The sequence below is a fragment of the Agathobaculum sp. Marseille-P7918 genome (assembly GCF_964248325.1).
Taxonomy (GTDB): Bacteria; Bacillota; Clostridia; order Oscillospirales; family Butyricicoccaceae; genus Agathobaculum.
This window is the reverse complement of the sequence record NZ_CAXTXI010000014.1, coordinates 54,521-80,487: the sequence shown is the minus strand read 5'-3', so window position 1 is coordinate 80,487 and position 25,967 is coordinate 54,521. Positions and strand designations below refer to the sequence as shown.

At 55.3% G+C, this 25,967-nt stretch carries 19 protein-coding genes and 1 other RNA gene; 12 read left to right on the top strand and 8 right to left on the bottom strand.

What is annotated here, in order from left to right:
* The first annotated feature begins 21 nt into the window (after positions 1–21).
* From ACESSO_RS15470 to rpoD, 4 genes are all read left to right on the top strand, one after another.
* Positions 22–657: a YigZ family protein gene (locus ACESSO_RS15470; protein WP_373166447.1), complete on the top strand. Its 636-nt coding sequence runs from the start codon at positions 22–24 to the stop codon at positions 655–657.
* A 102-nt stretch (positions 658–759) separates the two neighbouring features.
* A complete protein-coding gene (locus ACESSO_RS15465) occupies positions 760–1,761 on the top strand; it encodes a deoxyguanosinetriphosphate triphosphohydrolase (RefSeq protein ID WP_373166445.1) in 1,002 nt (333 codons plus the stop codon).
* Between the two features lie 33 nt (positions 1,762–1,794).
* Entirely contained in the window at positions 1,795–3,561 is a 1,767-nt protein-coding gene (gene dnaG, locus ACESSO_RS15460; protein WP_373166444.1) for a DNA primase, read from the top strand.
* On the top strand, positions 3,558–4,790 hold the full coding sequence (gene rpoD, locus ACESSO_RS15455; RefSeq protein ID WP_373166443.1) for an RNA polymerase sigma factor RpoD: 1,233 nt from the start codon (positions 3,558–3,560) through the stop codon (positions 4,788–4,790). Before dnaG ends, rpoD begins: the two co-directional genes overlap by 4 nt.
* Before the next feature lie 98 nt (positions 4,791–4,888).
* Here the strand turns inward: rpoD and ACESSO_RS15450 are convergent, their stop codons facing one another.
* The 3 genes from ACESSO_RS15450 to ACESSO_RS15440 all read right to left on the bottom strand — a co-directional run bounded on the left by ACESSO_RS15450 (position 4,889) and on the right by ACESSO_RS15440 (position 8,053).
* On the bottom strand, positions 4,889–5,881 hold the full coding sequence (locus tag ACESSO_RS15450) for a Gfo/Idh/MocA family protein (RefSeq protein WP_373166442.1): 993 nt from the start codon (positions 5,879–5,881) through the stop codon (positions 4,889–4,891).
* Positions 5,878–7,119, bottom strand: a complete 1,242-nt coding sequence (locus ACESSO_RS15445; RefSeq protein WP_373166441.1) for a Gfo/Idh/MocA family protein — start codon at positions 7,117–7,119, stop codon at positions 5,878–5,880. Before ACESSO_RS15445 ends, ACESSO_RS15450 begins: the two co-directional genes overlap by 4 nt.
* A 121-nt stretch (positions 7,120–7,240) precedes the next feature.
* A complete protein-coding gene (locus tag ACESSO_RS15440) occupies positions 7,241–8,053 on the bottom strand; it encodes a helix-turn-helix domain-containing protein (RefSeq protein ID WP_373166440.1) in 813 nt (270 codons plus the stop codon).
* 179 nt (positions 8,054–8,232) lie between these two features.
* On the opposite strand from ACESSO_RS15440, the gene ACESSO_RS15435 reads away from it, so the two are divergent.
* Genes ACESSO_RS15435 through ACESSO_RS15425 form a run of 3 tightly spaced genes read left to right on the top strand, consistent with a single transcriptional unit; the run spans position 8,233 to position 12,341 of the window.
* Positions 8,233–9,561 carry a flavin oxidoreductase/NADH oxidase gene (locus ACESSO_RS15435; protein WP_373166439.1) on the top strand — a complete coding sequence of 443 codons (1,329 nt, stop codon included), beginning with the start codon at positions 8,233–8,235 and terminating at the stop codon, positions 9,559–9,561.
* Between the two features lie 14 nt (positions 9,562–9,575).
* The gene (locus tag ACESSO_RS15430) at positions 9,576–10,343 is read left to right on the top strand and encodes a 3-ketoacyl-ACP reductase (protein WP_373166438.1); all 768 of its coding nucleotides are present in this window, start codon (positions 9,576–9,578) and stop codon (positions 10,341–10,343) included.
* 12 nt (positions 10,344–10,355) lie between these two features.
* Entirely contained in the window at positions 10,356–12,341 is a 1,986-nt protein-coding gene (locus tag ACESSO_RS15425) for an FAD-binding protein (RefSeq protein ID WP_373166437.1), read from the top strand.
* On the opposite strand, the gene ACESSO_RS15420 is transcribed toward ACESSO_RS15425, so the two are convergent.
* Positions 12,311–13,198, bottom strand: coding sequence for an AraC family transcriptional regulator (locus ACESSO_RS15420; RefSeq protein ID WP_373166436.1), 888 nt, complete (start codon positions 13,196–13,198; stop codon positions 12,311–12,313). The genes ACESSO_RS15425 and ACESSO_RS15420 overlap by 31 nt on opposite strands.
* Positions 13,199–13,492: 294 nt before the next feature.
* Here ACESSO_RS15420 and ACESSO_RS15415 point away from each other — a divergent pair, with 294 nt between their 5' ends.
* The 4 genes from ACESSO_RS15415 (at position 13,493) to ACESSO_RS15400 (ending at position 17,911) form a co-directional block, all read left to right on the top strand.
* Positions 13,493–14,494 (top strand): TRAP transporter substrate-binding protein, encoded by a 1,002-nt coding sequence (locus ACESSO_RS15415; RefSeq protein ID WP_373166435.1) that lies wholly within the window; start codon positions 13,493–13,495, stop codon positions 14,492–14,494.
* 12 nt (positions 14,495–14,506) lie between these two features.
* Positions 14,507–15,004: a TRAP transporter small permease gene (locus ACESSO_RS15410; protein ID WP_373166434.1), complete on the top strand. Its 498-nt coding sequence runs from the start codon at positions 14,507–14,509 to the stop codon at positions 15,002–15,004.
* Positions 15,005–15,022: 18 nt separating this feature from the next.
* A complete protein-coding gene (locus ACESSO_RS15405; RefSeq protein WP_373166433.1) occupies positions 15,023–16,321 on the top strand; it encodes a TRAP transporter large permease in 1,299 nt (432 codons plus the stop codon).
* 177 nt (positions 16,322–16,498) lie between these two features.
* On the top strand, positions 16,499–17,911 hold the full coding sequence (locus ACESSO_RS15400; protein ID WP_373166432.1) for a glycoside hydrolase family 28 protein: 1,413 nt from the start codon (positions 16,499–16,501) through the stop codon (positions 17,909–17,911).
* A 125-nt stretch (positions 17,912–18,036) separates the two neighbouring features.
* Here ACESSO_RS15400 and rnpB read toward each other — a convergent pair.
* An RNA gene (gene rnpB, locus ACESSO_RS15395) (RNase P RNA component class A) lies at positions 18,037–18,475 on the bottom strand.
* A 105-nt stretch (positions 18,476–18,580) separates the two neighbouring features.
* Here rnpB and murD point away from each other — a divergent pair.
* Positions 18,581–19,942 carry a UDP-N-acetylmuramoyl-L-alanine--D-glutamate ligase gene (gene murD / locus ACESSO_RS15390; RefSeq protein WP_373166431.1) on the top strand — a complete coding sequence of 454 codons (1,362 nt, stop codon included), beginning with the start codon at positions 18,581–18,583 and terminating at the stop codon, positions 19,940–19,942.
* A 47-nt stretch (positions 19,943–19,989) separates the two neighbouring features.
* On the opposite strand, the gene ACESSO_RS15385 is transcribed toward murD, so the two are convergent.
* The 3 genes from ACESSO_RS15385 to ACESSO_RS15375 all read right to left on the bottom strand — a co-directional run bounded on the left by ACESSO_RS15385 (position 19,990) and on the right by ACESSO_RS15375 (position 25,964).
* Positions 19,990–21,306, bottom strand: a complete 1,317-nt coding sequence (locus ACESSO_RS15385; protein ID WP_373166430.1) for an MATE family efflux transporter — start codon at positions 21,304–21,306, stop codon at positions 19,990–19,992.
* Positions 21,307–21,519: 213 nt separating this feature from the next.
* A complete protein-coding gene (locus ACESSO_RS15380; protein ID WP_373166429.1) occupies positions 21,520–24,519 on the bottom strand; it encodes a phosphodiester glycosidase family protein in 3,000 nt (999 codons plus the stop codon).
* A 59-nt stretch (positions 24,520–24,578) separates the two neighbouring features.
* Positions 24,579–25,964: a shikimate kinase gene (locus ACESSO_RS15375; protein ID WP_373166428.1), complete on the bottom strand. Its 1,386-nt coding sequence runs from the start codon at positions 25,962–25,964 to the stop codon at positions 24,579–24,581.
* Between the last annotated feature and the right edge of the window lie 3 nt (positions 25,965–25,967).

Here is a 25,967-nt window from a genome sequence, read left to right as displayed (position 1 = left end):
GCGCAAAAACGGGGATACACAATGGAAAAGGACTATTTTGTACCCTTTGCCGCGTATGGCGAGGACAAATTTGAAGAAAAGCGCTCCAAGTTCACCGGGCGGTTGTGGCGCGTGGAGACGGCTGAGGAGGCGGTTTCGCGTATTAAGGAAATGCGCGAAACCTATTGGGACGCAACGCATAATTGCTACGCCTACATTCTGCGTGAGGGCAATGTCATGCGCTATTCGGATGACGGCGAGCCGCAGGGTACGGCGGGCATGCCTATTCTGGACGTGCTCCGGCACGAACAGCTGGAAAACTGTCTGTGTGTGGTGACGCGTTATTTCGGCGGCGTACTGCTGGGTACCGGCGGGTTGGTGCGCGCTTATACCAAGGGCGCGCAAATTGCGGTCGCGGCGGCGGGCGTGCAGCGTATGAGCCTGTTTTCGGTCGCGCTGATTGCGTGTCCATATAATTTGTACGAAATGGTGCTGCATCTGCTGCCGGACTACGATTGCGCCGCTGAACAGACCGATTTCGGGGCGGATGTGACACTGACCGTAACTTTGCCTGCAGGTGGGGAGGAGCGGCTTAATGCGGCGCTGGCCGAAGCAACCGCAGGACAGGTGTATGCTGAGGTGATGGAGACGCGCTTTATGGGCAGGCGTGTAAAATAAAGTGAAAAAAATTGCCCTGAAAAAAAGGATTTTGACGATGGAGTCGGTATAAATCAAATAGACGAATTTTTTGATGCCAGCAGGCAGGGAGGTGCGTGCCGTATGACAATCCGGGAACAGCAGGAGCAACGGGAGCACCTGACGCTTGCGCCGTGGGCCACCTTTGCGGATGGTTCGCAGGGACGGCAGCGCGAAATGGAGCCGTGCGCCTATCGCACCTGCTTTCAGCGGGACCGCGACCGTATTATTCACTCCAAGGCGTTTCGGCGGCTCAGCCATAAAACGCAGGTGTTTATCTCTCCGGAGGGCGACCACTATCGCGCCCGCCTGACGCATACGCTGGAGGTGTCGCAGATTGCGCGTACAATTGCGCGCGCGCTGCGGCTCAACGAGGATTTAACCGAGGCGATTGCGCTGGGACATGATTTGGGTCACACGCCGTTTGGCCATGCGGGCGAGCGCGCGCTGGCCGAGGTATGTCCATTCGGGTTTCGACACAATGAGCAGAGCCTGCGCATGGTCGATTTGATTGAGGACCTGAATTTGACGCAGGAGGTGCGCGACGGCATCATCTGTCATACGGGTGCGAAAAAGGCGGACACGCCCGAGGGGCGTATCATCCACTATGCCGACCGCATTGCCTATATCAACCATGATATTGACGATGCGATGCGCGGTGGTCTCATTACAAACACGGATATCCCGCAGTATCTGCGCCGCCGTCTGGGCGACAGCCACGGCAAGCGCATTGACACTATGGTCACTGCGATGATTGAATACGGCACAGCGCATCAGGAAATCGGTATGGACGAGCAGGTGCATGACGATATGATGGAACTGCGTCAGTTTATGTTTGACCATGTGTATCACGGTACTGAGGCCCAGCGCGAGGAAATGCGCGCTAAGACTATGCTGCGCGGCCTGTATGAATATTTTGTAGTCCATCCGGACGAGTTGCCGGGGGATTATTTTGTGCTGATGACACGCGGCGAACCGCTGGAGCGCGTCGTGTGCGACTATATCGCGTGCATGACCGACCGATACTCGATTTCGGTTTACACAAAATTATTTATTCCGAAAAGCTGGAATAAGATTGAAGGATAAAAAATCCGGCTATCCTACAAAGGAGGTGGGCGAATGGCGTTTGACCGTGTGTTTCTGGATGAATTATCCGCACGAAACGATATTGTGGATGTCGTATCCCAGTACGTTCAGCTGAAAAAAAGCGGTGCAAACTATTTTGGCCTTTGCCCCTTCCATAATGAAAAAACACCGTCCTTTTCGGTTTCGCCCGATAAGCAGATTTTCCATTGCTTCGGCTGCGGTGCGGGCGGCGGAGTGATTACCTTCACCATGAAAGCCGAAGGGTTGGAATTTCCCGATGCGGTGCGTTATCTGGCGGCGCGTGCGGGCATGCAGGTGCCTGAGCAGGGCGAGGCCGACCGGCAGGCAGCCCGCCACCGCGACCGGCTATACGCTTTGTGTAAAGACGCGGCGCGGTTTTACTATGATACACTGTGGCAGCCGGAAAACCGCGTGGCACAGCAGTATTTTCTTGGGCGCGGCTTGCACCGGCGCACGATGAACCGATTTGGGCTGGGGTATGCGCCCGACTCGTTCCATGCACTGCTCGACGCGATGACCGCGAAGGGCTATACGCGGGAGGAAATGCTGGACGCGGGACTGCTCAGCCGCAGCGAAAAGGGGCGTGTGTACGACCGCTTCCGTGGGCGCGTGATGTTTCCCATCATTGACGTGCGTGGCAATGTGATTGCGTTCGGCGGGCGCGTGCTGGATGATTCCAAGCCCAAATATCTCAACTCGCCCGAAACGCCGATTTTTCATAAGAGCCGCAATCTGTTCGCGCTCAACCTGTCCAAGACTACGAAAAACGGGTATTTTATCCTCGCAGAAGGCTATATGGACGTGATTGCGCTGCATCAGGCCGGATTTGACTGCGCGGTGGCCTCGCTTGGCACTTCGCTGACCGAGGAGCAGGCGCGTATCATCGCCCGCCACACCGACCGCATTGTGATTTCCTACGACGCGGACGGGGCAGGGCAGGCGGCGGCACAGCGCGCGATTGACATTTTGAAAAAATGTGATTTGCAGGTCAAGGTGCTTAAAATTCCGGGCGCGAAAGACCCGGATGAGTTCATTAAGGCCAAAGGGGCAGATGCGTTCCGCGCGCTCATCGAGCGCAGCGAGGACCACAATGCTTACCGACTGGAGCAAATCGCAGCGAAATACGATTTGGAGGATGACGAAGCGCGCGTGCTGTTCCTGCGGGACGCGGCGCGTATGCTCGCCGGCATCGAAAGCAGCATCGAGCGAGAAGTATACGCGGGGCGCGCGGCCAAGATGGCGGGCGTGACTGCCGAAGCGATGAATGTCGAGGTGCGACGCGAGCTGAACATCCGCCGCAAGAGACAGAAAGCCGCCGAACGGCGCGAGATTCGCTCACCGATCGGTATGGCACAGCCCAAGGACCGCACGCTTGCCTATGCAGATGTCAAATCCGCCAAGGCGGAGGAAAACGTGCTTCGCCTCCTGTTTTACGATCAGAAGCTGGCAACGGGACTGGAAAAAGAATTGCCGCCGGCGTGGTTTTCCGCGCCTGTGCTGCGTAAGATATATGAGCGCGTGCTCGCGCTCGACCGGGAAGGCCAGATGGTGGATATCCTGTCCTTCGAGGGGTGGCTGGAGGCAAATGAAATGAGCCTGCTTTCCGCTATTCTCGATCAGGGCATCCCACCGGGCGAACACCGGCAGGAAATGCAGGAATACATAAACACGATACGAATGCAGCGCGTCAGAGACGGTACGATTACCGAAGCAGGCGAGGACCCGCTGCTGACCTTTGGACGAATAAAAAAACAAAACGCGGGAGGACAAACGATATGACGACAACGGGCAATGCAAACGCACCGGAGCATGCAGTGGACCAGCAGCAGGTGCTCAAGGACCTGCTGGCGCTGGGAAAAAAGAATGGACGGCTGACGCTCAAGGAGATTGCGGATGCGCTGAGCCAGCTGGATATGGAAAGCGACGACATCGATAAGCTGTATGAAACGCTCGAAACCATGGGAATAGAGGTCGAAACCGAAGGCGTGCTGGAAAAGGCGCTGGGTGACGACGACGATGAAGTGTTTGAGCCGGACAGCGTGGAGGAGGTTCCGGAAGAGGAGCTGATAGACACCTCCGCTATGGCGGAAACCTTTGCCATTGACGACCCGGTGCGTATGTACCTGAAGGAGATTGGCAAGGTGGATTTGCTCTCGCCGGAGGAAGAGGTGACGCTGGCTGAGCAGATGCAGAAGGGCAACGAGGCAGAAGCCCGCATTGCGGCGGAGGGTGACACCATCCCGGCGGAGGAGCGTGCACAGCTGGACCGCGATGTGAAAATCGGCGAAAAGGCGAAAAAGCGTCTGGCCGAAGCAAACCTCCGTTTGGTGGTTTCAATTGCCAAGCGATATGTCGGCCGCGGCATGCTGTTCCTTGATTTGATTCAGGAGGGTAACCTTGGTCTGATTAAGGCGGTCGAAAAGTTCGATTCGACCAAGGGCTTTAAGTTCTCAACCTATGCGACCTGGTGGATTCGTCAGGCGATTACGCGCGCAATTGCTGATCAGGCGCGTACTATCCGCATTCCGGTACACATGGTGGAGACCATCAACAAGGTTATCCGTGTTTCGCGTCAGCTGCTGCAGGAGCTGGGCCATGATCCCAGTCCGGAGGAGATTGCCAAAGAGATGAGCATGCCGGTCGACCGTGTGCGTGATATTCTCAAGATTGCGCAGGAGCCGGTGTCGCTTGAGACCCCGATTGGTGAGGAGGAGGATTCGCACCTCGGGGATTTCATTCCGGATGATGATGCGCCCGAACCGGCCGAAGCAGCATCCTTCATGCTGCTCAAGGAGCAGTTGGTCGAGGTACTCAAGACGCTCACTCCGCGCGAGGAAAAGGTGCTGCGCCTGCGCTTCGGTATTGAGGACGGACACACCCGCACGCTGGAGGAAGTCGGTAAGGAGTTCAACGTCACGCGCGAGCGTATTCGCCAGATTGAGGCAAAGGCGCTGCGCAAGCTGCGTCATCCGTCGCGCTCGAAAAAGCTCAAGGATTTTCTGAACTAATCATAAAAAAGCAAGCGCCCCCCAAAAGTCAGACCATATCCAACCGGAAAATGGTTCGGCTTTTGGGGGGCGCTTTGTGTGAAGAAAAGGGATTGATTTTAAGCGATTACGATGCGGCCTGTATCGGCTGATTCGCGGGCCAGCAGAGCAAGACGGCTGTCCTCCAGCGATTCGGACAGGTCAAGCAGACCCAAGCCATGGCCCTCCAGTGTGTGGATGAAATCTTCAAAAATCATGGGGGGATGCTGAAGCGGCACCGGCTGGGAGCCGTCGTTTTTGTCGTTAATGAGGTAAACTGCATCGCCGCGCACCTCGATGATGCCGTGCGTACCCGCGGCACGTACGCGGTCATCCCCATGAGTTGCTGCGTGGGCCGGACGAAGATAGTCGGCACTGACCTGTGCGCATACGTCGTTTTCCATTGTCATCATCAGCTGTGCCGTCACTTCCAGGTCCTCATATCCCTGATTAGCAGCTGTTGCGTGATGAGCAAATATGCTCTTTGCGGCATGCGGATATAAATAACGGATGAAATCGATGCCATGAATGGCCACCCATGGAATCAATCCGCCATGCTGCGCACGATGACGGAAAAAGGGTGCGCGCTGGCCGAGCCGATAGGATTTTTGCGCGGTGAGCAAACGAATTTCTCCAATGGCATCTGCATCGACCAGCTGCTTTGCGGTGTAGAACCAGGGGTCATAGCGCGCAGTCTGCATGGCCCACAGCAAAGCAGGAGAAGCGGCAGCCGCCTGCTGCACGCGTGTCAGGCCATCCAAAGTTAATGCCAGCGGCTTGTCACAGTAGACATGGATACCGCGCGCAAGCGCCTGACGGGTCATGGCCTCATGATCGCAAAACATACCGTCTACGACCAGAACATCCGGCTGAACAACGTCAATCATCGTCAGGTAGTCAGGATATTCCGTTGGTGACAGACCGAGTTTCGCAAAATCATCCAGCACTTCCGTCATGGGTTCGCCGGTCCATGTGCGGCACCAGCCTGCAATTTCCACTTGCGGCAAACGGGGGAGGGCGCGGGTGACGGTGGCTGCATGGCCGGAGTTTCCTGCAATACAAATACGAATCATGTGTGTATCTCCTCTTTTTTGCAGAATCGTTCGCCGGAAAAAGCATGATACCCTTCCAGCTGAATGTTGGTCGGGCGATGCGCCCAGTCAAAGCCTAACGCGGAAGGCAGTTTCCCGGTCTGGAAGCAGGTCCAGGCATCGTCGGCTAAGCCGCGCATAAACACACCGGGTTCCGGAGTGGAAACGCGCTCCATGCGGTCTGCGGGCAGCGGATAGACATCGGCCTGATCGAAAATAGCATTGCACATGGTCAGATGCGGCAGAACGGTATCCGGCGTACAGGGTACATCCACGCTGGGATCAGCTGCAACCGCTATCATGGTGCGCAGCTTCTGTGCGACGTGATATTCGCCTAAGGCGGCTCCATAGTTTTTGGTGCTGCCGTCATCAAAGGTGGCAATAATTTCAGCGGAATCATCGTTGCCCGAGGCAGTGACAACCGCATGCTCAAACGTATATTGCAGAATTGGGTCTACGTTGCGGTCGCCTGAGTGGGTCAGAGCTAGGAAGAAGTCACAGCCGGACGCGAATTTACCCGAAACGAATGCGGTATCAAAGGTTTCAATCCCTTTGCCGTTGTACAATTCAACAGCCAGAGTTTGCGGCATGGCCGCAGTGTCAAAGCGGTCGCCCAGCACAAAACAGGTGTTATGCAGATAGTGCGCGGTGGCGTTGGTCAGGATGGAATCCAATACCCAATGGCCCTGTGCGTCCCGAATATGGCCGCGCCAAGGACTGTTGTAATAGCTATCATAGCGCTGCCAGGAGACATAGGTGCGCAGGGCTTTAGGCGCGCCCAGCAGACCGGCTTGTATGTCGCGTTTGAGGTTCTGGATGGGATCACAGAAGGACATTTGAAATCCAACTCCCAGCTTGCGGCCGGAAGCAGATACCGCGGCGCGAATGTCCAGTGCATCCTGCAAAATAGGAGCAAGTGGTTTTTCGCACAACACATGTGCGCCGTGCCGGAGCGCCAGCAGGCATTGCTCCTTGTGCAGATGAATAGGGCTGGCGATGAGCACCAGATCGGCGGAACTGGCAGCAAAAAATTCTTCCGGGGTACGGTACATCGGTACCCCCTGAGCGGTCAGCTGGGTGTAGCGAGGTATCTTTTCGTAAAACGGGTCGATTGCCGCCACCAGTCGATAGCTTTCCGGATCGACAAAGCGTTCGAGCAGCCCCAGACAGTAGTCCCCGTATCCGCCTGCGCCGATGATTGCCAGATTGATGGTTTTCATATGCGTCCTCATCCTTTTTTCAAATTCTGCTCCAAAGAGCAGCGTGATTTTCTGATTTTCATTGTATCGCAGCCGCGTCCCGACTGGTGGGATGCAGTTGCGCAATAATATGTAAAATATGCTATATTTGTTCACGCTCCCGATAGCGCAGCGGGGTGTATCCGGTTTCCCGGCGAAAGGTGCGGATAAAGTTGTTGACATCGGAAAAGCCAGCGTGGAACGCGACTTCACTGACAGGAAAATCCGAGTGGATGAGCAGGTCTTTGGCTGCGGCCAGACGGGCCTGTACCAAATACTGCTTGGGGCTGTATCCCGTCAGGCTCTTGAAGCAGTGGGTCAGATAGCAGGGAGTTAAAAAGACACGTTCTGCCAGATCGCTGACTCGGATGGGCTCGGCATAGTGTGTATCGATGTAATGCTGGACGGCAAACACTGCGGTCTTGCTGGCCTGTGAGGTGGCGTCAAACAGCGCAGGACGCAGTCGGCACAGCAGAATGAGCAGCTCGGAAATCAGGCTCATGTGCATGACGCCCGCAAGCGAGTCCTGTATATGCTGCTCTTCCAGCAGTCGCCGGAAAATCAACTCAAAGCGTTCCATATGGTCGGATACGTCATATCGGTGGCAGAAACCCTGCGGACGGCTGCGCAGAGGCATGAGCAGTCGTCGGTCGGTAATCAATCGCTCGGTCATATCCGGGTCTAAAATCACATAGTAGCGTTCATAAACCGGCGTGCGCAGTTCAAGAGAGTGTTCTTCAAATCGTCCGATAACAAAAACCGAACCCGGTCCACCGTCATAGGCTGCGTCGCCAATATGAATGCGAATGTGCCCTTCCCGAATGAACAAAAGCTCATAGGCGTTATGGAAGTGAATGCGGATGGATGTGTCGCTGTCTTTGAAACAGCATTCCTGCATCACAACGTTCTGCTCCATGAGAAAACCTCCTGATATCGCAAAATTTACATATTATCACACAACTTGATATGACTTTCTATCTGTCGGCTATTATATCATAACATTACAGTTGCTGCGCAGAAAAGCCTGAATTTAGTCAAAAAATTCTCTGTGTGTAAAGACGGCAGCGCAAGAAGAGTGAGAAGGAGGATTTATATATGGAGCATGAAAAGTTCCATTATAAGACGAAAAAGGAGCTGATTGAGAAACTAGAGGAGCTGGAAGTACATCTGCCTCTGTCGGACAACATCGATGTATTAAAGCGGCCGGTGTCAATTGGTGCAAAGACCGCAGCAAATTCTATTGCGATTCAGCCGATGGAGGGCTGCGACGGAACGGCGGATGGCAGCCCGGATAAACTAACCTTGCGCAGATATGACCGATTCGCAAAAAGCGGCGCAGGGCTGATTTGGGCCGAAGCGGTGGCGGTTCTTCCCGAAGCCCGCGCCAATCCGCGCCAGTTATGGATTCACGAAGAGAATTTGTCGGACTTCCAAAAATTTGTGGCCGATATCAAGCAAACCTGCATGCGGGAAAACGGCTTTGAGCCGATTGTGATTATGCAGGCGACCCATTCAGGGCGCTACTCCAAGCCGGAAGGTGTGCCGGCGCCGCTGATTGCGTACAACAACCCGATTTTTGAAGGGGAACAGACAATCGCGTCCGACCGCATCGTATCCGATGACTACTTGTTTGCGCTCGAAGAGAAGTTTGCCGATGCAGCCCGTTTGGCCGAGCGGGCAGGCTTTGACGGCGTGGATATCAAGTGCTGCCACCGTTACCTGAACAGTGAACTGCTGTCGGCGTATACGCGCAAAGGCGCTTTTGGCGGCAGTCTGGAAAACCGAACCCGGCTGCTGCGTCATGGTGTCAAAAACGCGATGGATGCAACCGGAAAGGACTTTATTGTCACTTCGCGTCTGAATGTCTACGACGGTTTCCCGCATCCTTACGGTTTTGGCGTGCGTCCGGATGCAGGGGTGGAAGTCGATCTGACAGAGCCGCTCGAGCTGGTCGGCCGCCTGCATAACGAACTGGGAATGCAGCTGCTCGATGTGACCATCGGCAACCCATATTTTAATCCGCACGTCAATCGGCCGTATGATAATGGTCCGTATGTTCCAAAGGAGCATCCGCTCGAAGGCGTGGCTCGCATGTATCACTGTGTCAGCACGGTACAGAAGGCGTATCCCGATTTGAAGGTGATTTCGTCCGGCCTGAGCTATTTGCGTCAGTATGCAGGCAATCTGGCTGCGGGCGCGGTGGAAGAGGGCGGCTGTACCATTGCGGGATTTGGCCGTGAGGCGTTTGCTTATCCGCAGTTCGCCCATGACCTGCTGCACACCGGCAAAATGGACGAGCGGAAGTGCTGCATTGCATGCGGCAAGTGCACTGAGCTGATGCGTGCAGGTTCCACTGCGGGCTGCGTCATTCGTGACCCGGAATATCTGCCGATTTATCAGCGTGATGTGCAGGGTAAGCAGTAAAGGGGGCAACTTACATGCAGAAAATCGCACTGGTGACCGGCTCGCGTCGTGGTATCGGCCTAGGTATCGCCCGCGCACTGGGCAAGGAAGGCTATTTTGTTGTGGTTTCCGCGACTGCCGCACAGGATGACGCAGTCATAGAGAAATTGCAGGCAGAGGGTGTGGATTGCATCTACCTTCCGTGCAACATTGCGGAGCGCAAGGACCGGGAGCGCATTTTGGAGGATGTCTGTGAGCGATACGGACGATTGGACGTTTTGGTCAACAATGCGGGCGTTGCACCGGCTGTGCGTTTGGACTTGCTGGAAACCACCGAGGAGAGCTTTGACCGTCTGATGCAGATAAATCTCAAGGGGACATTCTTCATGTGTCAGCTGGCAGCACGCAAGATGATTGAATTGCAGAAAAAGGAACTGCCGGATTATGTTCCCCGCATTGTGAATATCTCTTCGATGTCGGCTTACACCTCGTCCACCAGCCGCGGCGAATACTGCATCTCCAAGGCAGGCATCTCCATGACGACCAAGCTGTTTGCCGATCGGCTGGCGGAGTACGGGATTCCGGTCTTTGAGGTGCGTCCGGGTATCATCCAAACCGATATGACCGCAGGCGTGACCGAAAAATATCAGAAGCTCATTGCAGAAGGCATTACGCCAATCAAGCGGTTTGGTCAGCCGAAGGATGTAGCGGACTGTGTCTGTGCGGCGGTCAGTGGATTATTGGACTTTGCAACCGGGCAGGTGCTCAATGCTGACGGCGGGTTTCACATCCGCCGCTTGTAAGGGGACTGCGGTATGATAAAGACTTCGATTGGCTGTGCAGGGCAGACCATGCCGGTTTATGCGCTGGATACGCTGGTGGTCGGCACGGGATGTGCGGGGCTGAACGCGGCTGATTGGCTGTATGATCTTGGCCGAACCGATCTTGCAATTGTGACAGAGGGCATTCAGATGGGCACCTCGCGTAACACAGGCAGTGACAAGCAGACCTATTACAAGTTGTCTCTGGCCTCAGACGGTGCGGATTCCGTGCAGGAAATGGCGGAAACGTTGTTTTCCGGCGGCAGCGTCAACGGCGATACCGCTTTGGCCGAGGCAGCGGGTTCGGTGCGCAGCTTTATGAAGCTGGTAAATCTGGGCGTGCCGTTTCCAACCAATGAATACGGCGAGTATGTGGGGTATAAGACCGATCACGATCCGCGGCAGCGCGCGACCTCGGCCGGACCGTTGACCTCACGCTTTATGACCGAGGCGTTGGAGCGCAGCGTGCAGCGCAAGGGGATTCGAATTTTCAATCATATGCAGGCTGTGCGGTTGCTGGTGGAAGACGGCAAGGTGTTTGGCCTGCTGGCACTCGATTTGACCCGTCCCGGACCGGATGGCTGGACGCTGTTTGCCTGCGAACACATCCTTTTGGCGACGGGCGGACCGGCGGGCGTGTACGATGCTTCGGTTTATCCATACGGACATGTGGGAATGACCGGCATGGCGCTGGAAGCCGGGGCCAAGCTGGTCAATCTACAGGAATGGCAGTACGGCTTGGCTTCAACCGATTTCCGTTGGAACGTGTCGGGCACTTATCAACAGGTGTTGCCGCGGTATATTTCGGTGGACGCGGACGGAAACGAGCGGGAATTCCTGCTAGATTACTTTGATACGCCGTCGCAGGCACTGGACGCGGTTTTCCTCAAGGGATATCAGTGGCCGTTTGACGTGCGCAAGGTGAATGGTTCCTCCCGGATTGATTTAATTATCCATCACGAAACCGTTGATTTGGGACGTCGGGTGTATATGGATTTTCGCACCGACCCGACCGGACTGGATTTTTCTGTACTTTCGGAAGAAACCTTTCAATATCTCAAAAATTCGGGTGCGCTTCTGCCGACCCCAATTGCAAGACTGGCACAGATGAATCCGGATGCAATCGAGCTGTATCGTGCGCATGGGATTGATTTGAAAACCCAGCCGCTTCGGGTTGCGGTTTGCGCCCAGCATAATAACGGCGGCGTTGCAGTGGATGTCAACTGGCAGACCAATATTCAGGGGCTGTACGCGGTGGGAGAATGTGCGGGCACGTTTGGCGTGTATCGTCCGGGCGGTTCCGCGCTCAACGCCTGTCAGGTAGGCTCGATGCGTGCGGCCGAGCACATTGCCTATACGACAAAACCACAGCGGTTTTGCATGGAACAGCTGGAACGACAGGTAGAACGTGTGCTGACCGGCTGGCTGACCGAGGTGATGGCTTGTCTGGGGCATTGTGACGAAAGGAGCACTTCCTACACCATACGGCGGGAGATGCAGCAGCGGATGAGTGCGCAGGCGGCGCATATTCGAGATTTGACCGCGTTGGAAACGCTGGAAACGACGCTGGACACTGTTTTGCAGAGCTTTTTTACCGATTATAAGCTGGTGGCAGCGGGCGGTTTAGCCCAGATGCTGCGTACCCGGGATGTGCTTTTGAGCCAACGCGCTATAGTATCTGCCATGCGGCTTGCTGCCGGAGAGTGGGGCAGCCGCGGCTCAGGACTGGTGCTGGACCCGGATGGCACAGACTGTGGCGGCGGTCTGACCGGCTACCGCTATCGAGTGCCGCAATCCGCCGGCATGGACAAACAGCTCATCACCGAAATGAAAGCGGATGGGGTTTTCTCTTCCTTTGCGCCCATCCGTCCCATTCCGGTGCGTGACGACTGGTTTGAAAATGTCTGGAGCGGCTATCGTGCGCGAACGGGCAGGGGAGGTGCATCCAATCAGTCGGACAGACCGAGCTGTTCAGTGTGAAGTTTTTTAAACTGATTGGGACTGACACCATACCATTTGCGAAAGGCGCGGTAGAATCCGGTATGGTCGCTGAAGCCGCAGCTTTCCCAGACCTTGGCGACCGGAACACCGGCCAAGATGCTGTTTTTTCCCGCAAGCAAGCGCATCTGAATAACATATTGATAGTAGGAAATATGCATATTTTGCTTAAATAAATGGGAAATATGATATTTATTGGTGTAAAAAACCGCTGCGAGCTTGTCCAGCGACAGGTCGCCGTTTAAATTGTTCTGCACATAATGCAGGATATCGGTCAGCAGCGACACATGCACGCCGCCTTGCACTTGTTCGGTTTCGGCAGCAAGCGCTCGATTGTACAGGGTCAGGATGTGCATGATGACCGAGATACCCTCTGTTCGGTAGCACAGTGAGCGCTCGTGATAGGAGGTAAACAAGGTCACAAAGCTGCCGCGCAGCGTGATGACAGAAGCCTCGTCCCCTCGGAACAGATAGCGTCCCTGAATGTCCTGTTGGAGAAAATAACCGCAGTCAGCGTCCTGACGGATGAGGCGGCTGAGCGCATTGGCCGATATCCACACGACATAACGCTCATACGGAATGTCAAAGTCATGAAACACCGGATTATGCAGCACATTCGGCGGAATAATCAGAAGGTCACCGGGGTGCAGATGGAACTGTTGGTCGTCAACGATATAATCCACGTGTCCGCCTGAAAAAAAATACATCTCGTAAAACTCGTGGTAGTGCGGCTCCACGTCATGGTAGTCGTTGTCCACTGCATGCTCGACTTCAAAGTCATGCTCGGTCATGTAGTGCTTGAACAGCCAGGACTGTCGCTCTCGGTCATTTTTTCTCATCGCGGAACATCCTTTCCACCTTTGGTTATGTTCGACAAAAAACGGGAATTTGGTTTGGGCAAATTTGCTATTCGCTGTATAATAAAAGCAAGAATCACAATATTTAAACCAAAAAAAATCATTTATTTTGAAAAAGATTGTTTTTATAATGGTAGCACAAAGCACGAACAGAGGCAAGTCGTTGCGGAAAGACTTTGCCGGAACCGTGCATCTGCATACCGGCATGCAAGAGGCGTTCCGACGGGAACGCGGAGAACAAACAGGATTGCACAGAAAGAAGGAGGTATTTTCCTCATGAAAAGCATGATGAAACGATTGGTGGCAGGCGCTGTCGCAGCAGCAGCGCTGACCGCTTTGACAGGATGCAGCGGCGGAAGTCAGGACCCCAAACATCTGCTGATAGCGCACGGTCACGGCGATTGGCATCCGGTCAACATTGGTCTGGAGAAGTTCGCCGAAGAGATGGAGGCGGAGACCGATTACACGTTTGACATTTATCCCAACGGTCAGCTGGGAGATGACAGCGCGATGATTCAGCTGGTCAAGGCCGGCGTTATGGACGTTGCCAAGGTCAGTGCAAGTGCGCTGGAGCAGTTCAATTCGGCTTATTCCATTTTCTCTCTGCCTTATGTATTCCAGTCTACAGAGCATTATTTTAACGTCATGAACAATTCCGAAGCGGTGCAGGAGATTTTTAACTCCACCCGTGAGGACGGCTTTATCGCGATTGGCTGGTTTGATTCGGGCTCCCGCTCGATTTACACCACCAAGGATGGTCCGGTAGAATCTCCCGATGATTTGCACGGCTTGAAAATCCGTACCCAAAGCTCGCCGACATCGGTTGCCATGATTAACGCGATGGGCGGCTCGGCTACGCCGATGTCCTCGGGTGAGGTTTATACCTCCTTGCAGCAGGGCATCATCGACGGTGCGGAGAACAATGAGACCGTTCTGGTAGACGACGGCCACGGTGAGGTTTGCAAGTCCTACACCTATACCCAGCATCAGTACGTACCCGATATTGTCATCATGTCGGTCGAAACGTTCGATTCCATGAGCAAGGAAGACCAGCAGAAGGTCTATGATGCCATGGCGGACGCATGGGAAGCGCACGAGCAGGAATGGCTGCAAATCGTAGAACGTAATAAGGAAGGCGCGAAAGAAATGGGCGTCCAGTTCTATGAGATTGATAAGACCCCCTTTATTGAGGCATGTAAGCCTCTGCAGGAAGAATTCTGCGCAGAGAGCGAGGATAATGCCCGCTACTTTGCGGATTTCCAGAGCTACCTGAAGTAAGGAGGAAGAGAAATGAGAAAAGTCATTGACAAAATCATCGAAGTGCTCTGCACTTTGATTATGGGGTATATGGTTCTGGCCGTTTGCTGGCAGGTCATCACCCGTTTTATTCTCAAAAATCCGTCTACGCTGACGGAGGAGATTCTTCGCTATTTGCTGGTGTGGACGACAATGGTCGGCGGCGCATACGCTTACGGCCGCCACAAGCACCTCTCCATCAATATTCTGAGCAAAAAACTGCCGTTTGTCGGTCAGAAGATTTTGGATATCGCGGTGCAGGCCGTGGTGATTGCGTTCAGCATCATTGTTATGATTGTCGGTGATCTGCGTTTGGTAGAAACCACTTCCAATCAGATTTCCGCGGCATTGCATCTGCCGATGCCGTTTGTATACGCCAGCATTCTGGTCGGCGGTATTCTGATCATTTTCTATGCGTTGATTTTTATTGCGGAAGACCTGAAGGCCATTGCAGAGCACCGTGCGGATGCACCGGTTGCCGAACAGAAGTAAGAGAGGAGAGAAACAAACATGAGTGTAGTACATATCGGCCTGCTGCTGTTGGCCAGCTTTTTCCTGCTGCTCGCCTTGAGCGTTCCGGTTTCGATCAGTCTGATCGTTTCCTCTCTGATTACCGTTTCCACCATGCTGCCGCTTGACCTTGGCACCTTTGTTGCCTGCCAGAAAATGGTCTCCGGTGTTGACAGCTTCTCGCTGCTCGCCGTACCGTTCTTTATCCTGACCGGTGTCCTGATGAATACCGGCGGTATTGCGCACAGACTAATCAACCTGGCAAAAGTCTTGGTTGGCCGTATTCCCGGCGGTCTTGCGCATACGAATATCGTTGGCAATACCATGTTCGGCGCGCTGTCCGGTTCGGCTGTTGCCGCGTCTATTGCCGTTGGCGGCGTCATGCTGCCGATGGAGGAGGAAGCGGGTTATGACAAAAAGTTTGCAGCAGCGGCAAACGTTGCTTCTGCGCCGACCGGCCTTATCATCCCGCCTTCCGGCATTCTCATCATTTACGCGGTTCTGTCCGGTTCCTCGGTTGTCGGTATGATTATGTCCGGCTATGTACCCGGTATCCTGTGGTGCCTGGCCTGTATGGCGGTTGCTTACATCATTGCAAAGAAGAACAAGTATCCGACCAGCGAGCGCGTTCCCGCTAAGGTTCTGTTCCAGTACTTTGTCGATGCAATCCCCAGCATTTTCCTGATTGTAATTATCATTGGCGGCATTTGCTCCGGTATTTTCACCGCCACCGAGTCTGCGGCTGTTGCAGTTGTTTATACGCTGTTCCTCGCAATGGTAGTTTATAAGAGCATCAAGCTGTCCGACCTGCCGGGCATTCTGCGCGATGCCTGCGAAACCACTGCGGTCATCATGTTCCTGATTGCAGCGTCTGCGGTTATGAGCTTTGTTCTGTCTTTCACCGGCCTGCCGACCGCAATCGGCGAAGCGCTGCTGAGTGTTTCGGACAACAAGTATGTTATTTTGCTGCTCATCAACCTTCTGCTTTTGGTTGCCGGTATGTTCATGGATATCACCCCGGCCGTACTGATTTTCGCTCCCATTTTCCTGCCGGTTGTCACCAGCTTTGGCATGGACCCCATTCACTTTGGTATTATGATGGTCATGAACCTGGGCGTCGGTAATATCACCCCGCCGGTCGGCTCATCGCTGTTCTCGGGCTGTCAGGTATCGGGAATTGATATGGAGGATATGATTAAGCCGTTGATGCCGTTCTATGCGGCGATTTTCATAGCCCTGATGCTGGTTGCTTATGTGCCGTGGTTCTCTATGGTCATTCCCAACATGGTTATGGGCTAATCAAACAGCACCCCTTTCTTTCGGCCGGTGTGGCCCGGCCATACTCCCCACGACAGATGCGGGGCGGACAAATCTGTCCGCTCCGCGTTGGCGACTCTGCGGCATCTCTGCGCCCGCACCAGTCCGGGCCTGAGATGCACGACATGACACAAAAATCAATGCAAAGGAAGAAGCAAGATGATATATCACGTTCAGAATTTCGGTGCAAAGGCCGACGGCGTCACCAATGATGCTGCTGCAATTCAGGCAGCGATTGATGCCTGCTCTGCGGCGGGCGGCGGACGTGTTGTTCTGGAGAGCGGAAAGACCTATTATGCCAGCTCAATTGTTCTCAAACCCGGTGTAGATCTGCATTTGGAGCGCGGCAGCCTGCTCAAAGCGCACGAGGATATCCATACATATCTGCACCCGAACGAGGGACAGAAAGATGACGGCATTGAACACATCGGCACGCCGGTGACTCTTAAGCCGTCCTATGCGTTTATTTATGCAAAGGATGCGGACAACATTGCTATCTCAGGGCCGGGCACCATTGACGGAAATGCCTATGCCTTTGTAAAGCGCGTCAGCCCCTACTATGTCACCGGTGATTTTTATCCGCGGCCGACGCTGATCTACGTAGAGCACTGCAACCATATTTCTTTTACTGAGGTTGTTTTGCAAAACGCACCGTTCTGGACGCTGCATCCGGCAGGTTGTGACGACGTGCTGATTTCTCAGATTCGGATTTTAAACGATTTGGATGTAGCCAACTCTGACGGCATTGACCCCGACCATTCGACGAATGTGCGCATCATTGGCTGCCATGTGACCTGCGCCGATGACTGTATCTGCCTGAAATCCTCGGCAGGCAATATGGAGTACGGTCCGACCAAGAATGTGATTATTTCAAACTGCACGCTGATTTCCACCTCGGCTGCACTGAAAATCGGAACCGAGGGAACGGGGAACTTTGAGAATGTTCTGGTGGATAACTGTATCATCTCGGGTTCTAACCGCGGTATTTCCATCCAAATCCGAGACGGCGGCAACGTCAGCAATGTATCGTTTTCCAATATCATCATCGAAACCCGACGCTTTGCCGACTGCTGGTGGGGTTGTGCAGAGCCGATTACCATTACCACCCATGACCGTGACGAACATACCAAGTCCGGCCACATTTCCAATATTCGCTTTTCCAACATCACCTGTGACAGCGAAAACGGCGTCTTTTTCTCGGGCAGCGTAGGAAACGAGATTGAGGATGTCTGGATGGAGAAGGTGCAGGTTACCATGCGTGCAAAGACCAAGTGGCCGCGCGGCCTGTATGACCTGCGGCCGGGTTTGAATCGCGGTGGTTCCGGCAGCGACTCCACCACGGTTTCGGCGGCTGAAGGGCTGTGTGCAGGTATTGAGAAAATGGCGTCTCCCGGCTTCTTTTTGCGCGATGTGAAGGGGGTTACCCTGCGCGATTGCCGTGTTCGCTTTGAGGGCGATGATTTATCCGATTTTGGCGAAGCCCTGCGCACCGAGCGCTGCACCGAGGTATCGGTCGAGAACTTCCGCGGTAAGGCGGCCCGTCCAGGTTTGGCCGATCAGGTAATCGAGTAAGGGGAAGCCTTTGTGCAGATGGGGAGAGGCCGTGCTGGTGCCTGCATCTTCTGGACATGGATTTCCGATATAACAATCAAAGGAGGCTCTTCATTAGGAAGAGCCTCCTTTGGTTATTTTTAATTGGTATGACTGGTGCGTAAGCCGGGTTCTGTCGTGGACGGTCATCTATCTGGGACGCACGTTGCCGCGCGCCTCAAGCCGCCAGTCGGGACGGTCGGGCAAACCATGATCCCTGTCGGCGTTGCTGCGGATAGAGTTTACAGGCCCCCCGTGTCACCACGGGGCGCGGTGAGCTCTTACCTCGCCTTTCCACCCTTACCTCGTCGAGCCAAGCTCCATATCACTCGCTTTGCCAAAATGGCAAAGCTCGTCCATTTTGCTGTCTCTCCTCTCCCCGCAAAAACGGGTGTTTTTGTAGGGGCCCCAATATAGGGGATGAGGCGGTATATCTCTGTTGCACTATTCCTGGGGTCGCCCCCGGCGGACGTTATCCGTTATCCTTGCCCTGTGCAGCCCGGACTTTCCTCATGCCGTCAGGCACGCGACCGTCTGCACCAGTCACGACATCCAGTATACCGCAAAAATACGCCCCCGTCAAACCGGACTTGCAAAATAGACGAAAATCCTGTATACTGTAACCTGTGAAAAAGGCGGTGTACGCATATTATGACAGCTTTAGAACAATATTTTGGCGGCCTGTCGGATAAGCGGGTCGGGGTTATCGGCGCCGGGGTGAGCAATATGCCGCTCATTCGGATGCTGCGTGCAGCAGGCGTGCGGGTAACCGTGCATGACAAAAAGGACCCGACCGAACTGGGCGACGGCTACGCCACACTGGCCACGCTGGGCGTGGATTTTGTGCTGGGGGAGCATTATCTGGATGCATTGGATGAGGATGTGATTTTCCGCACGCCGGGCGTGCATCCACGGTTTTTGCAAAAAGCGTGTGAGCGCGGATCGGAAATTACCAGTGAGATGGAACTGTTTTTCGCGGTTTGTCCCTGCCCGATTATCGGCATCACGGGTTCGGACGGCAAAACAACCACCACGACGCTCGTCAGTGAAATTTTGAAGCACGCGGGCTATACCGTGCATCTGGGCGGCAATATCGGAACGCCCTTGCTGCCGCGGGTCAGTGAAATGAAGCCGGAGGACCTTGCGGTCGTGGAGCTTTCCTCCTTCCAGCTGATGGGGATGAAGCATTCGCCCCATGTGGCGGCAATTACCAACCTGACGCCCAACCATCTGGATTACCATAAGGATTTCGACGAATATGTACAGGCCAAGACGGCAATTTATCGCAGCCAGACGGAGGATGACCGTCTGGTGCTCAATCTGGATGATGAGGTCACACGCACGCTGCATGCTTCGGGCAACCTGTTCTGCACCAGCAAAAAGCAGGAGCTTGCCAACGGTGTGTTTCTCAAGGATGACATCATCTATATTGCGGAAGGCGGTGTGCGGCGCGAGTTGATGCCGGCAGCGGATATCCGCATTCCCGGTGCGCACAATGTTTACAACATGATGATGGCCGCAGCGATTGTGCAGGGCTATGCCTCGGATGACGATATTCGGGCAGTGGCAACCACTTTCGGCGGTGTGGAGCATCGCATTGAGTTTGTGCGCGAGAAGGATGGCGTAAAGTATTACAACGATTCGATTGCGTCCAGCCCGACGCGCACCATTGCAGGACTGGAGTCCTTCCAGCAGAAGGTGATTCTGATTGCGGGTGGCTATGACAAGCATATCCCGTATGATGTGCTCGGCGAGCCGATTTGCGAACATGTCAAGCTGCTACTGGTTACCGGCGCGACCGCGCCGAAAATCCGCGATTGTGTGCTGGCGGTAGAAGGGGAGCATCCGACCATCCTCGAGGTCGAGAATCTCGAAACCGCGGTACGTGAAGCGGCGGCGCGTGCCGAAGAGGGCGATGTGGTCATCATGAGCCCTGCAAGCGCGTCGTTTGACCGCTTTAAGAATTTTATGGAGCGTGGCAAGCTGTTCAAATCGCTGGTCAATGCGCTGTAATGGAATCAATAAAAATCAGGCCTTCGGCGATTGCCGAAGGCCTGATTTTATATTTTGCCGGAAGTGAACGCATGCCGGACGCATAGGAGCGTCAAAATAGCCGTTACGGCTTCCACTGCGGGGAAAGCAGCCCACACGCCGGTGACACCGAATAAAGCCGCCAGCGCAAACAAAATGGGCGGAATGGCGGCCACACCTCGTACCAGTGAAATGGCAAAGCCGATGGCGGTTTGGTCGGAGGCGCTGAAAAATGCAGCCGATACGATATTCAGCCCTGCACACCAGAAGCCGAGAAAGTAAATACGCAAGCCGGGGACCGCATAACCCATCAACACCGGGTCGCCGGCACTGTTGAACGCTGCAGAAATCGGGACGGCACAGGTGCATACCAGCACATATATTACGGTCGCAATGCCCAATGCGGTGATGATGCCGTAGCGGTACAGGCGGCGTAGGGCGGCATGGTCGCCTTCACCGCTGCTGCAGCTGACCAGCGGCTGCATGCCGGTACTCAGTCCTTGAAAGATGGCGATGGCGACGAGTGCCAGATTGGCAATAATGCCGTAGGCGGCAACGCCGGTATTTCCCGTCAAGCGCAGCAGAATGAGATTAAACAGCAGCAGCACCACACCTGAGGAGGCTTCGCCAATCAGGGAGGACAGGCCGGGCGCACACAACGCGGGCAGTGCGCGGACCTGTGGGCGTAGACGCAGCAGATGGAAGTCGCGCGATGGATTGCGCAGATGGCCGATTTGCAGCAGGATGCTGATGATGGGGGAGACGCCGGTAGCAAGCGCCGCGCCGAACATCCCCATGCCGAGCGGGAAGATAAATAGATAGTCAAACACGATATTGGACAGGCTGCCGATGACCATGCCGCGCATGGCGCGTCCCGGGTCGCCATCGTTGCGCACAAAGGCAAGCAGCACATTGTTCATGACGAAAAAGGGTGAAAAACTCAGCAGCGTGCGCAGATATACGCTGGTCAGTGGAAAGGTTTCCGGGTCTGCGCCCAGCAGACGGGCAAGCGGTGCCGCGCCGAATATACCGAGCAGCAGGAACAGCACGCCGATGCCAAGGCCGAGGTAAACCGCATGTGTAAACGCACGGTCGGCGCCGTGCGTATCTTTCTGCGCGCGGCAGATGGAAAACTGCGTCGCGCCGCCCACGCCGGTCATCAGTCCCAGTCCGTTGAGCAGATTGAACGCAGGAATTGCGATATTGAGCGCGGCAAGGCCGAGCGCGCCCGTACCGAGGGAAACAAAAAAGGTATCGGCAAGAATGTAGCAGGAAATGCCAATCATACCGAGCATATTAAGCGACGTATAGCGGCAGAATGTACGCAGATTTGCAGTTTTGTTCATAGGCTTCCTCCTAAGACAGAAAAGAGCGTCAACCTTTCCATCTTCAAAGGCCTACGATGGAAAGAATGACGCTCAAATTTTTATCCGGCGATAAAAACTCGGGTGGATGCACTTTGCGAATTTCAGTATAGCATGGGGAAAAAAGTCTGTCAAGCGGGAAGAAAAACCGCCCCGCACCGGTTAAAGTGCAGGGCGGAGCAAAAGAAATTCTGCTTAGAACAGCGCCAGAATCTTGGCGATTTCGCCGCGGGTGATTTTGCCCAGCGGTTGCAGCGTGTTGTCCTTATAGCCGCCGATAATACCGGCGGAAACACAGGTTTTGACCTGTTCCAGCGCCCAGGAGGGAACCGAGGACGCATCCGAGTAGGTCAGTGCAGCAGCTGCATAGCCGCGCGGCAGACAGCGTCCAATGACGGTCATGACCTCGGCGCGGGTCATATCCGCATCCGGAGAGAAGTACAGCTCACCGCCATTGTTCGAGCCTTGCATAATGCCCGCCTGCGAGACGGCGTAGACAGCGCCGCGTGCCCAGCTCGGGATGTCGGCGTCGTCGGCAAATTCGGTTTGGCCGGTGTAGGACGTGTCCAGACCGAGCAGGCGCGCCATCGTGACGGCAAACTCCTTGCGCGTCAGGTTGCGGTCGGGGTTAAAGTAGGTTTTGCCGTCGCTGCCGGATTCGCCCTTCATAATGCCGTTTTGATTGAGCAGAGAGGCGTAACCGCGCGCCCAGTGGTCAGCGGTGTCGGCAAAAACGTTTTTCGCGCTGCCGGCGGTAATCGTAGCCGAGACGCGCGCGCGGTTGCCCGCATCGTCTGAAACGTCAATTGTGACGCAGTGCGTGCCTTCGCTCAGCGCGCCGGTGGTGACCGACAGGGTCGAGCCGCTCATGCTGGCCTTGCCGGAAACTGTTTTACCGTCTACCTTTACCACAATGTTGGAGGCGCGCGCCGGATATTTGCCGTTTTCCATCGTGGCCTTGCCGGTGAGGGTAGCCGATGCGCCGGCATCGACCGTCACCGAAGTGTTGTTCAGTGAAACGGACGGTGCATCCGTATTCGTTACGGCATGGTCAGCGGAGACAACAATCTGGTCCAGATAAAGCGCGCTTTCCGCAGCGCCCGCGCCGCTGCGCTCCATGCGGATGCCGGTCAGTGTTTGCGCGCCGTCCGGAATGGAGGCGGTCAGCTGCTTCCAGCTGCTGGTGGTTGCGGCGGAGAGGGGAGCGGTCAGCTCATTGCCCTCTGCATCGGCAAAGACGGCAGTCAGCGTGCTCTGCGTGTTTTCGCCGCGCGCCCAGAGCGTCAGATAGGACATAGCGGAAACGTCGGTCTGCGGTACGGAAACGGTCGCAGTCATCACCTTGCTGCCGTCATAGGCAGCCTTGAGCGAGCCGGTGCCGCGGGCAACCTGCGTATAATCGGTCACAGTGGACAGGGTTACGCCGTCGGTTGCCGTGCAGGGTTGGCTGCTTTCAAAATCAGCAACGGTTTTGGCATCCTGCGGGTCTCCCATGCCGACGCTGACCGGAATGGATTTGCTGGTGTTGCCGTAGGAGCAGGTGAGCGTGCCGCTGGCCATGCTGCCGCCTGCGGTGAACACACCGTTTTCATCGACAGTACCCACACCACCGGATACACTCCAGGTAAACGAGGTATCAACAGAAGCCATCTTCTGGCCGAGGTGGTAGGCAATACCATCGACGTTGATGCTCTGACCCGGCTTAAGGGAAATGGAGCTGATATCCTTGCCGTCGTTCTGCAGCGTGATGGACTGAATATCGCCGGTGATGCACACCATCATTGAGCCTTCCACTACGCCGTTTGAACCGGTGATGGTGGTGCTGCCGGTGGTCATACCGGCGGTGAAGGTCTGGTTGCCCACTGTGCCCAAGTCGCCGGATACGGTGTAGGTCAGGTCGGTCGGCGCTTCGGCCGGTCCGTAGGATGCGTCTGCGCCCTTGACGGAGAACCATGTTGATGCACCCGGCATGACATAGCGGTAACTCGGCGTGAGGACCGCATGGGCGGTGATGCCATCAGCCGGGACGTTGCTGATAAAGAAAATGTAGTTGGCGCAGGAACGCTGCGAGCCGTCCGATGGGCTGGTGATGAGCGAGGTTGTGCTTTCGCCCGGCTGACGCAGCGCCATGGCGGAAGAGCCGCCGCCATCCAAACAGATGGCGCGCACGCAGCCCAGCGCAAGCAGCTCGTTGCCAAGCTCTTCTGCGGTCAGACCTACGCTGTGCGAGGACTGGTCGCCATCAATTTCGTAGAGTACAACCGTGCCGTCCGCCTTCACGCCGACCGCACTGCGCGCGCGCCGCGAAGAAGCAGCATCAATTCCTGAGGTCGTGACCGTGCTGTTGTCAATCAGCAGCTTGCCGCCGACCGCATATTCGACTTCAGCCCAGTTGCTGTCGCTCGCGCCCACCCAGAGCGTCACTTCTTCTCCAACAGGGAAGTCCACCCAGGAGGGAACGTTTGCACCGTCCGACTTGGTCAGCACCATCTGGTTGTCCGCAATGGTCAGCGGGCTGCTGCCCGTTCCCTTGCTGACTACCTTGAGCTTAATCGAGTGGTTGACCGTCACCGGCGTGTCATCCACACGTTCCAGTACAATATAGGTTCCTTTGGCAGAAAAGTGCGTGGAATCGTCATAGTTGCGGTCGAGCAGATAGGCGCCCGCGGTGGTGCGTGTTTTGTTGAAGTACGAAACGGAAACCGTGCCGGATGCACCGGATATCGACATATTCATGGTCGGACGGCCCATGACTGCGGTGCCGTCCGCTTTGAAGCCGACCGCATACTGCCATGCATCGGATGAAATCAGTTCGCCTTCATCTATGACCAGACCGATTGGAATACCGCTGGACATGACAAAAAAGTCCGCATTGGTGCCGCCGATTACGGTTTTTCCCTGACTTTCCAGATACTTAACGGCGTTTGTGATGGTTGCCTGACTGCCGTAGAGCTGCTCGTCGGCATAAACCATAATGGGGGAGACGCCGGTATTAGGCGTATAGGTCAGGAAATTGGCCTTTTGCAGACCGGCTGTGTTCTTGCCTTCCGAGCGGGTATATTGCAGTCCTTGGCCAACCGGATAGGAATACGAGAACGAATTGGTAAAGGCTGCGCCGGCGGCTGCGGAAACCAGCTGCACGACGGCAAGAGAGGCTGCCAGCAGGCGGATGGGATGTTTTACAAAATGTTTCATAGTCCTCCTCGATTTCTCACAATGGTGAAAACGATTGCTGTGCCGCAGTTACGGCGTTATCAGATGCTCTTGACGAGCTTTTCCAGCACTTCGGAAATTTTTGGGCTGCGCACGGAAACATCCGACACACGATGGTAGATGCCCTTGCGCGCATTGTACAGACGACGGGTTTCGGCCTGCTTATCCGGTTTGTCCAGAAGCGGACGGGAGGTGGAATAGGACAGGTTTTTGACAATGCGGTAGTAGGGCGTATCCAGATGAATCAGCAGGCCGGACTGCTTGACCGCCTCTACATTTTCCTGTCGCAGCACCGCGCCGCCGCCCAGCGAAAGCACGATGCCGTCGCGCTGGGACAACTCGCGGATATAAGCGCTTTCGCGTTCACGAAAATAGGCTTCTCCGTGTTCTGCAAAGATTTCCGAGATTTTTTTGCCCTCCTGTGCCTCCAGATACTGGTCGGCGTCGACGAATTCCAATCCCGTCAGGCGGGCGAGCTTGCGGCCGACTGTGGTTTTGCCGCTGCCCATAAAGCCGCACAGCACGATATTTTGCTTGCCGTGCTTTTCGTGCAGCCGCTTGACCGCCATTTTTCCGTAGGTGCGGCGAAGGATGGTCTCGCAGGCCTGCGGTGCAAACTGCACGCCCGACCAGATGGTCTGTGCGTGGGCGGCCTGCATGACCAGCATGAACAGTCCGTCGCGCACGCGGGTCTTTTTGGGATTGGCCAGCTTCATCGTTGCCGTGACGGGTGGGTTGTAAATCGCGTCAAACACATATTCGGTTTTGTGCGGCAGATAGTGCAGGGGAGCGACATTTTCCTTGGGATACATGCCCACCGGTGTAGAATTGAGGACAATTTGAATATCGCGCGGGATGTGCCGGCGGTTAAATACGGAAACATGTGCGCCGGGCACGGCGTCGCACAGCTGTTTTTGCAGCGCCGCGGCCTTTTCCATATTGCGTCCCGTGATGGTCAGGTATGCCCCTTGCGTGATGCAGTGATACGCCATGACCGCGGCGGCGCCGCCATAGCCGAGCAGCAGCACTTTTTTGCCGCGTAGTTTGACGCCGTCGCGCGAAAGCGATTCCGCAAAACCCAGAATATCCGTGTTGTATCCGACCGCGCGCCCGTCGCGGAAGGCAACCGTGTTGACCGAATGCAGGTCGCGTGCGGCAGTATCGACTTCATCGAGCAGGTCGATAACCGCTTTTTTATGCGGGATGGTGCAGTTGATGCCCTTGAGTTTATGCTTTGCCAGCTCAAACGCTTCGGGTAGGTTTTCGGGCGGCACGGCTACGCCGATGTAATCCGCGTCCTGTCCGGAGGCTTCAAACAGCTGCGCGTGCAGCTCCGGACTCATCGTATGGCCGAGCGGCCAGCCAAACAGAGCATAGGTCGCTTTATTCGGCTCAAAGGCGCGGAATTCCTCCATAGTCAGCAGCATGAC

Bases quoted from the DNA above. Each gene is read 5' to 3' on its own strand.
- ACESSO_RS15470 (WP_373166447.1), top strand. From the start codon at position 22: ATGGAAAAGGACTATTTTGTACCCTTTGCCGCGTATGGCGAGGACAAA.
- ACESSO_RS15465 (WP_373166445.1), top strand. From the start codon at position 760: ATGACAATCCGGGAACAGCAGGAGCAACGGGAGCACCTGACGCTTGCG.
- dnaG (WP_373166444.1), top strand. From the start codon at position 1,795: ATGGCGTTTGACCGTGTGTTTCTGGATGAATTATCCGCACGAAACGAT.
- rpoD (WP_373166443.1), top strand. From the start codon at position 3,558: ATGACGACAACGGGCAATGCAAACGCACCGGAGCATGCAGTGGACCAG.
- ACESSO_RS15450 (WP_373166442.1), bottom strand. From the start codon at position 5,881: ATGATTCGTATTTGTATTGCAGGAAACTCCGGCCATGCAGCCACCGTC.
- ACESSO_RS15445 (WP_373166441.1), bottom strand. From the start codon at position 7,119: ATGAAAACCATCAATCTGGCAATCATCGGCGCAGGCGGATACGGGGAC.
- ACESSO_RS15440 (WP_373166440.1), bottom strand. From the start codon at position 8,053: ATGGAGCAGAACGTTGTGATGCAGGAATGCTGTTTCAAAGACAGCGAC.
- ACESSO_RS15435 (WP_373166439.1), top strand. From the start codon at position 8,233: ATGGAGCATGAAAAGTTCCATTATAAGACGAAAAAGGAGCTGATTGAG.
- ACESSO_RS15430 (WP_373166438.1), top strand. From the start codon at position 9,576: ATGCAGAAAATCGCACTGGTGACCGGCTCGCGTCGTGGTATCGGCCTA.
- ACESSO_RS15425 (WP_373166437.1), top strand. From the start codon at position 10,356: ATGATAAAGACTTCGATTGGCTGTGCAGGGCAGACCATGCCGGTTTAT.
- ACESSO_RS15420 (WP_373166436.1), bottom strand. From the start codon at position 13,198: ATGAGAAAAAATGACCGAGAGCGACAGTCCTGGCTGTTCAAGCACTAC.
- ACESSO_RS15415 (WP_373166435.1), top strand. From the start codon at position 13,493: ATGAAAAGCATGATGAAACGATTGGTGGCAGGCGCTGTCGCAGCAGCA.
- ACESSO_RS15410 (WP_373166434.1), top strand. From the start codon at position 14,507: ATGAGAAAAGTCATTGACAAAATCATCGAAGTGCTCTGCACTTTGATT.
- ACESSO_RS15405 (WP_373166433.1), top strand. From the start codon at position 15,023: ATGAGTGTAGTACATATCGGCCTGCTGCTGTTGGCCAGCTTTTTCCTG.
- ACESSO_RS15400 (WP_373166432.1), top strand. From the start codon at position 16,499: ATGATATATCACGTTCAGAATTTCGGTGCAAAGGCCGACGGCGTCACC.
- murD (WP_373166431.1), top strand. From the start codon at position 18,581: ATGACAGCTTTAGAACAATATTTTGGCGGCCTGTCGGATAAGCGGGTC.
- ACESSO_RS15385 (WP_373166430.1), bottom strand. From the start codon at position 21,306: ATGAACAAAACTGCAAATCTGCGTACATTCTGCCGCTATACGTCGCTT.
- ACESSO_RS15380 (WP_373166429.1), bottom strand. From the start codon at position 24,519: ATGAAACATTTTGTAAAACATCCCATCCGCCTGCTGGCAGCCTCTCTT.
- ACESSO_RS15375 (WP_373166428.1), bottom strand. From the start codon at position 25,964: ATGCTGCTGACTATGGAGGAATTCCGCGCCTTTGAGCCGAATAAAGCG.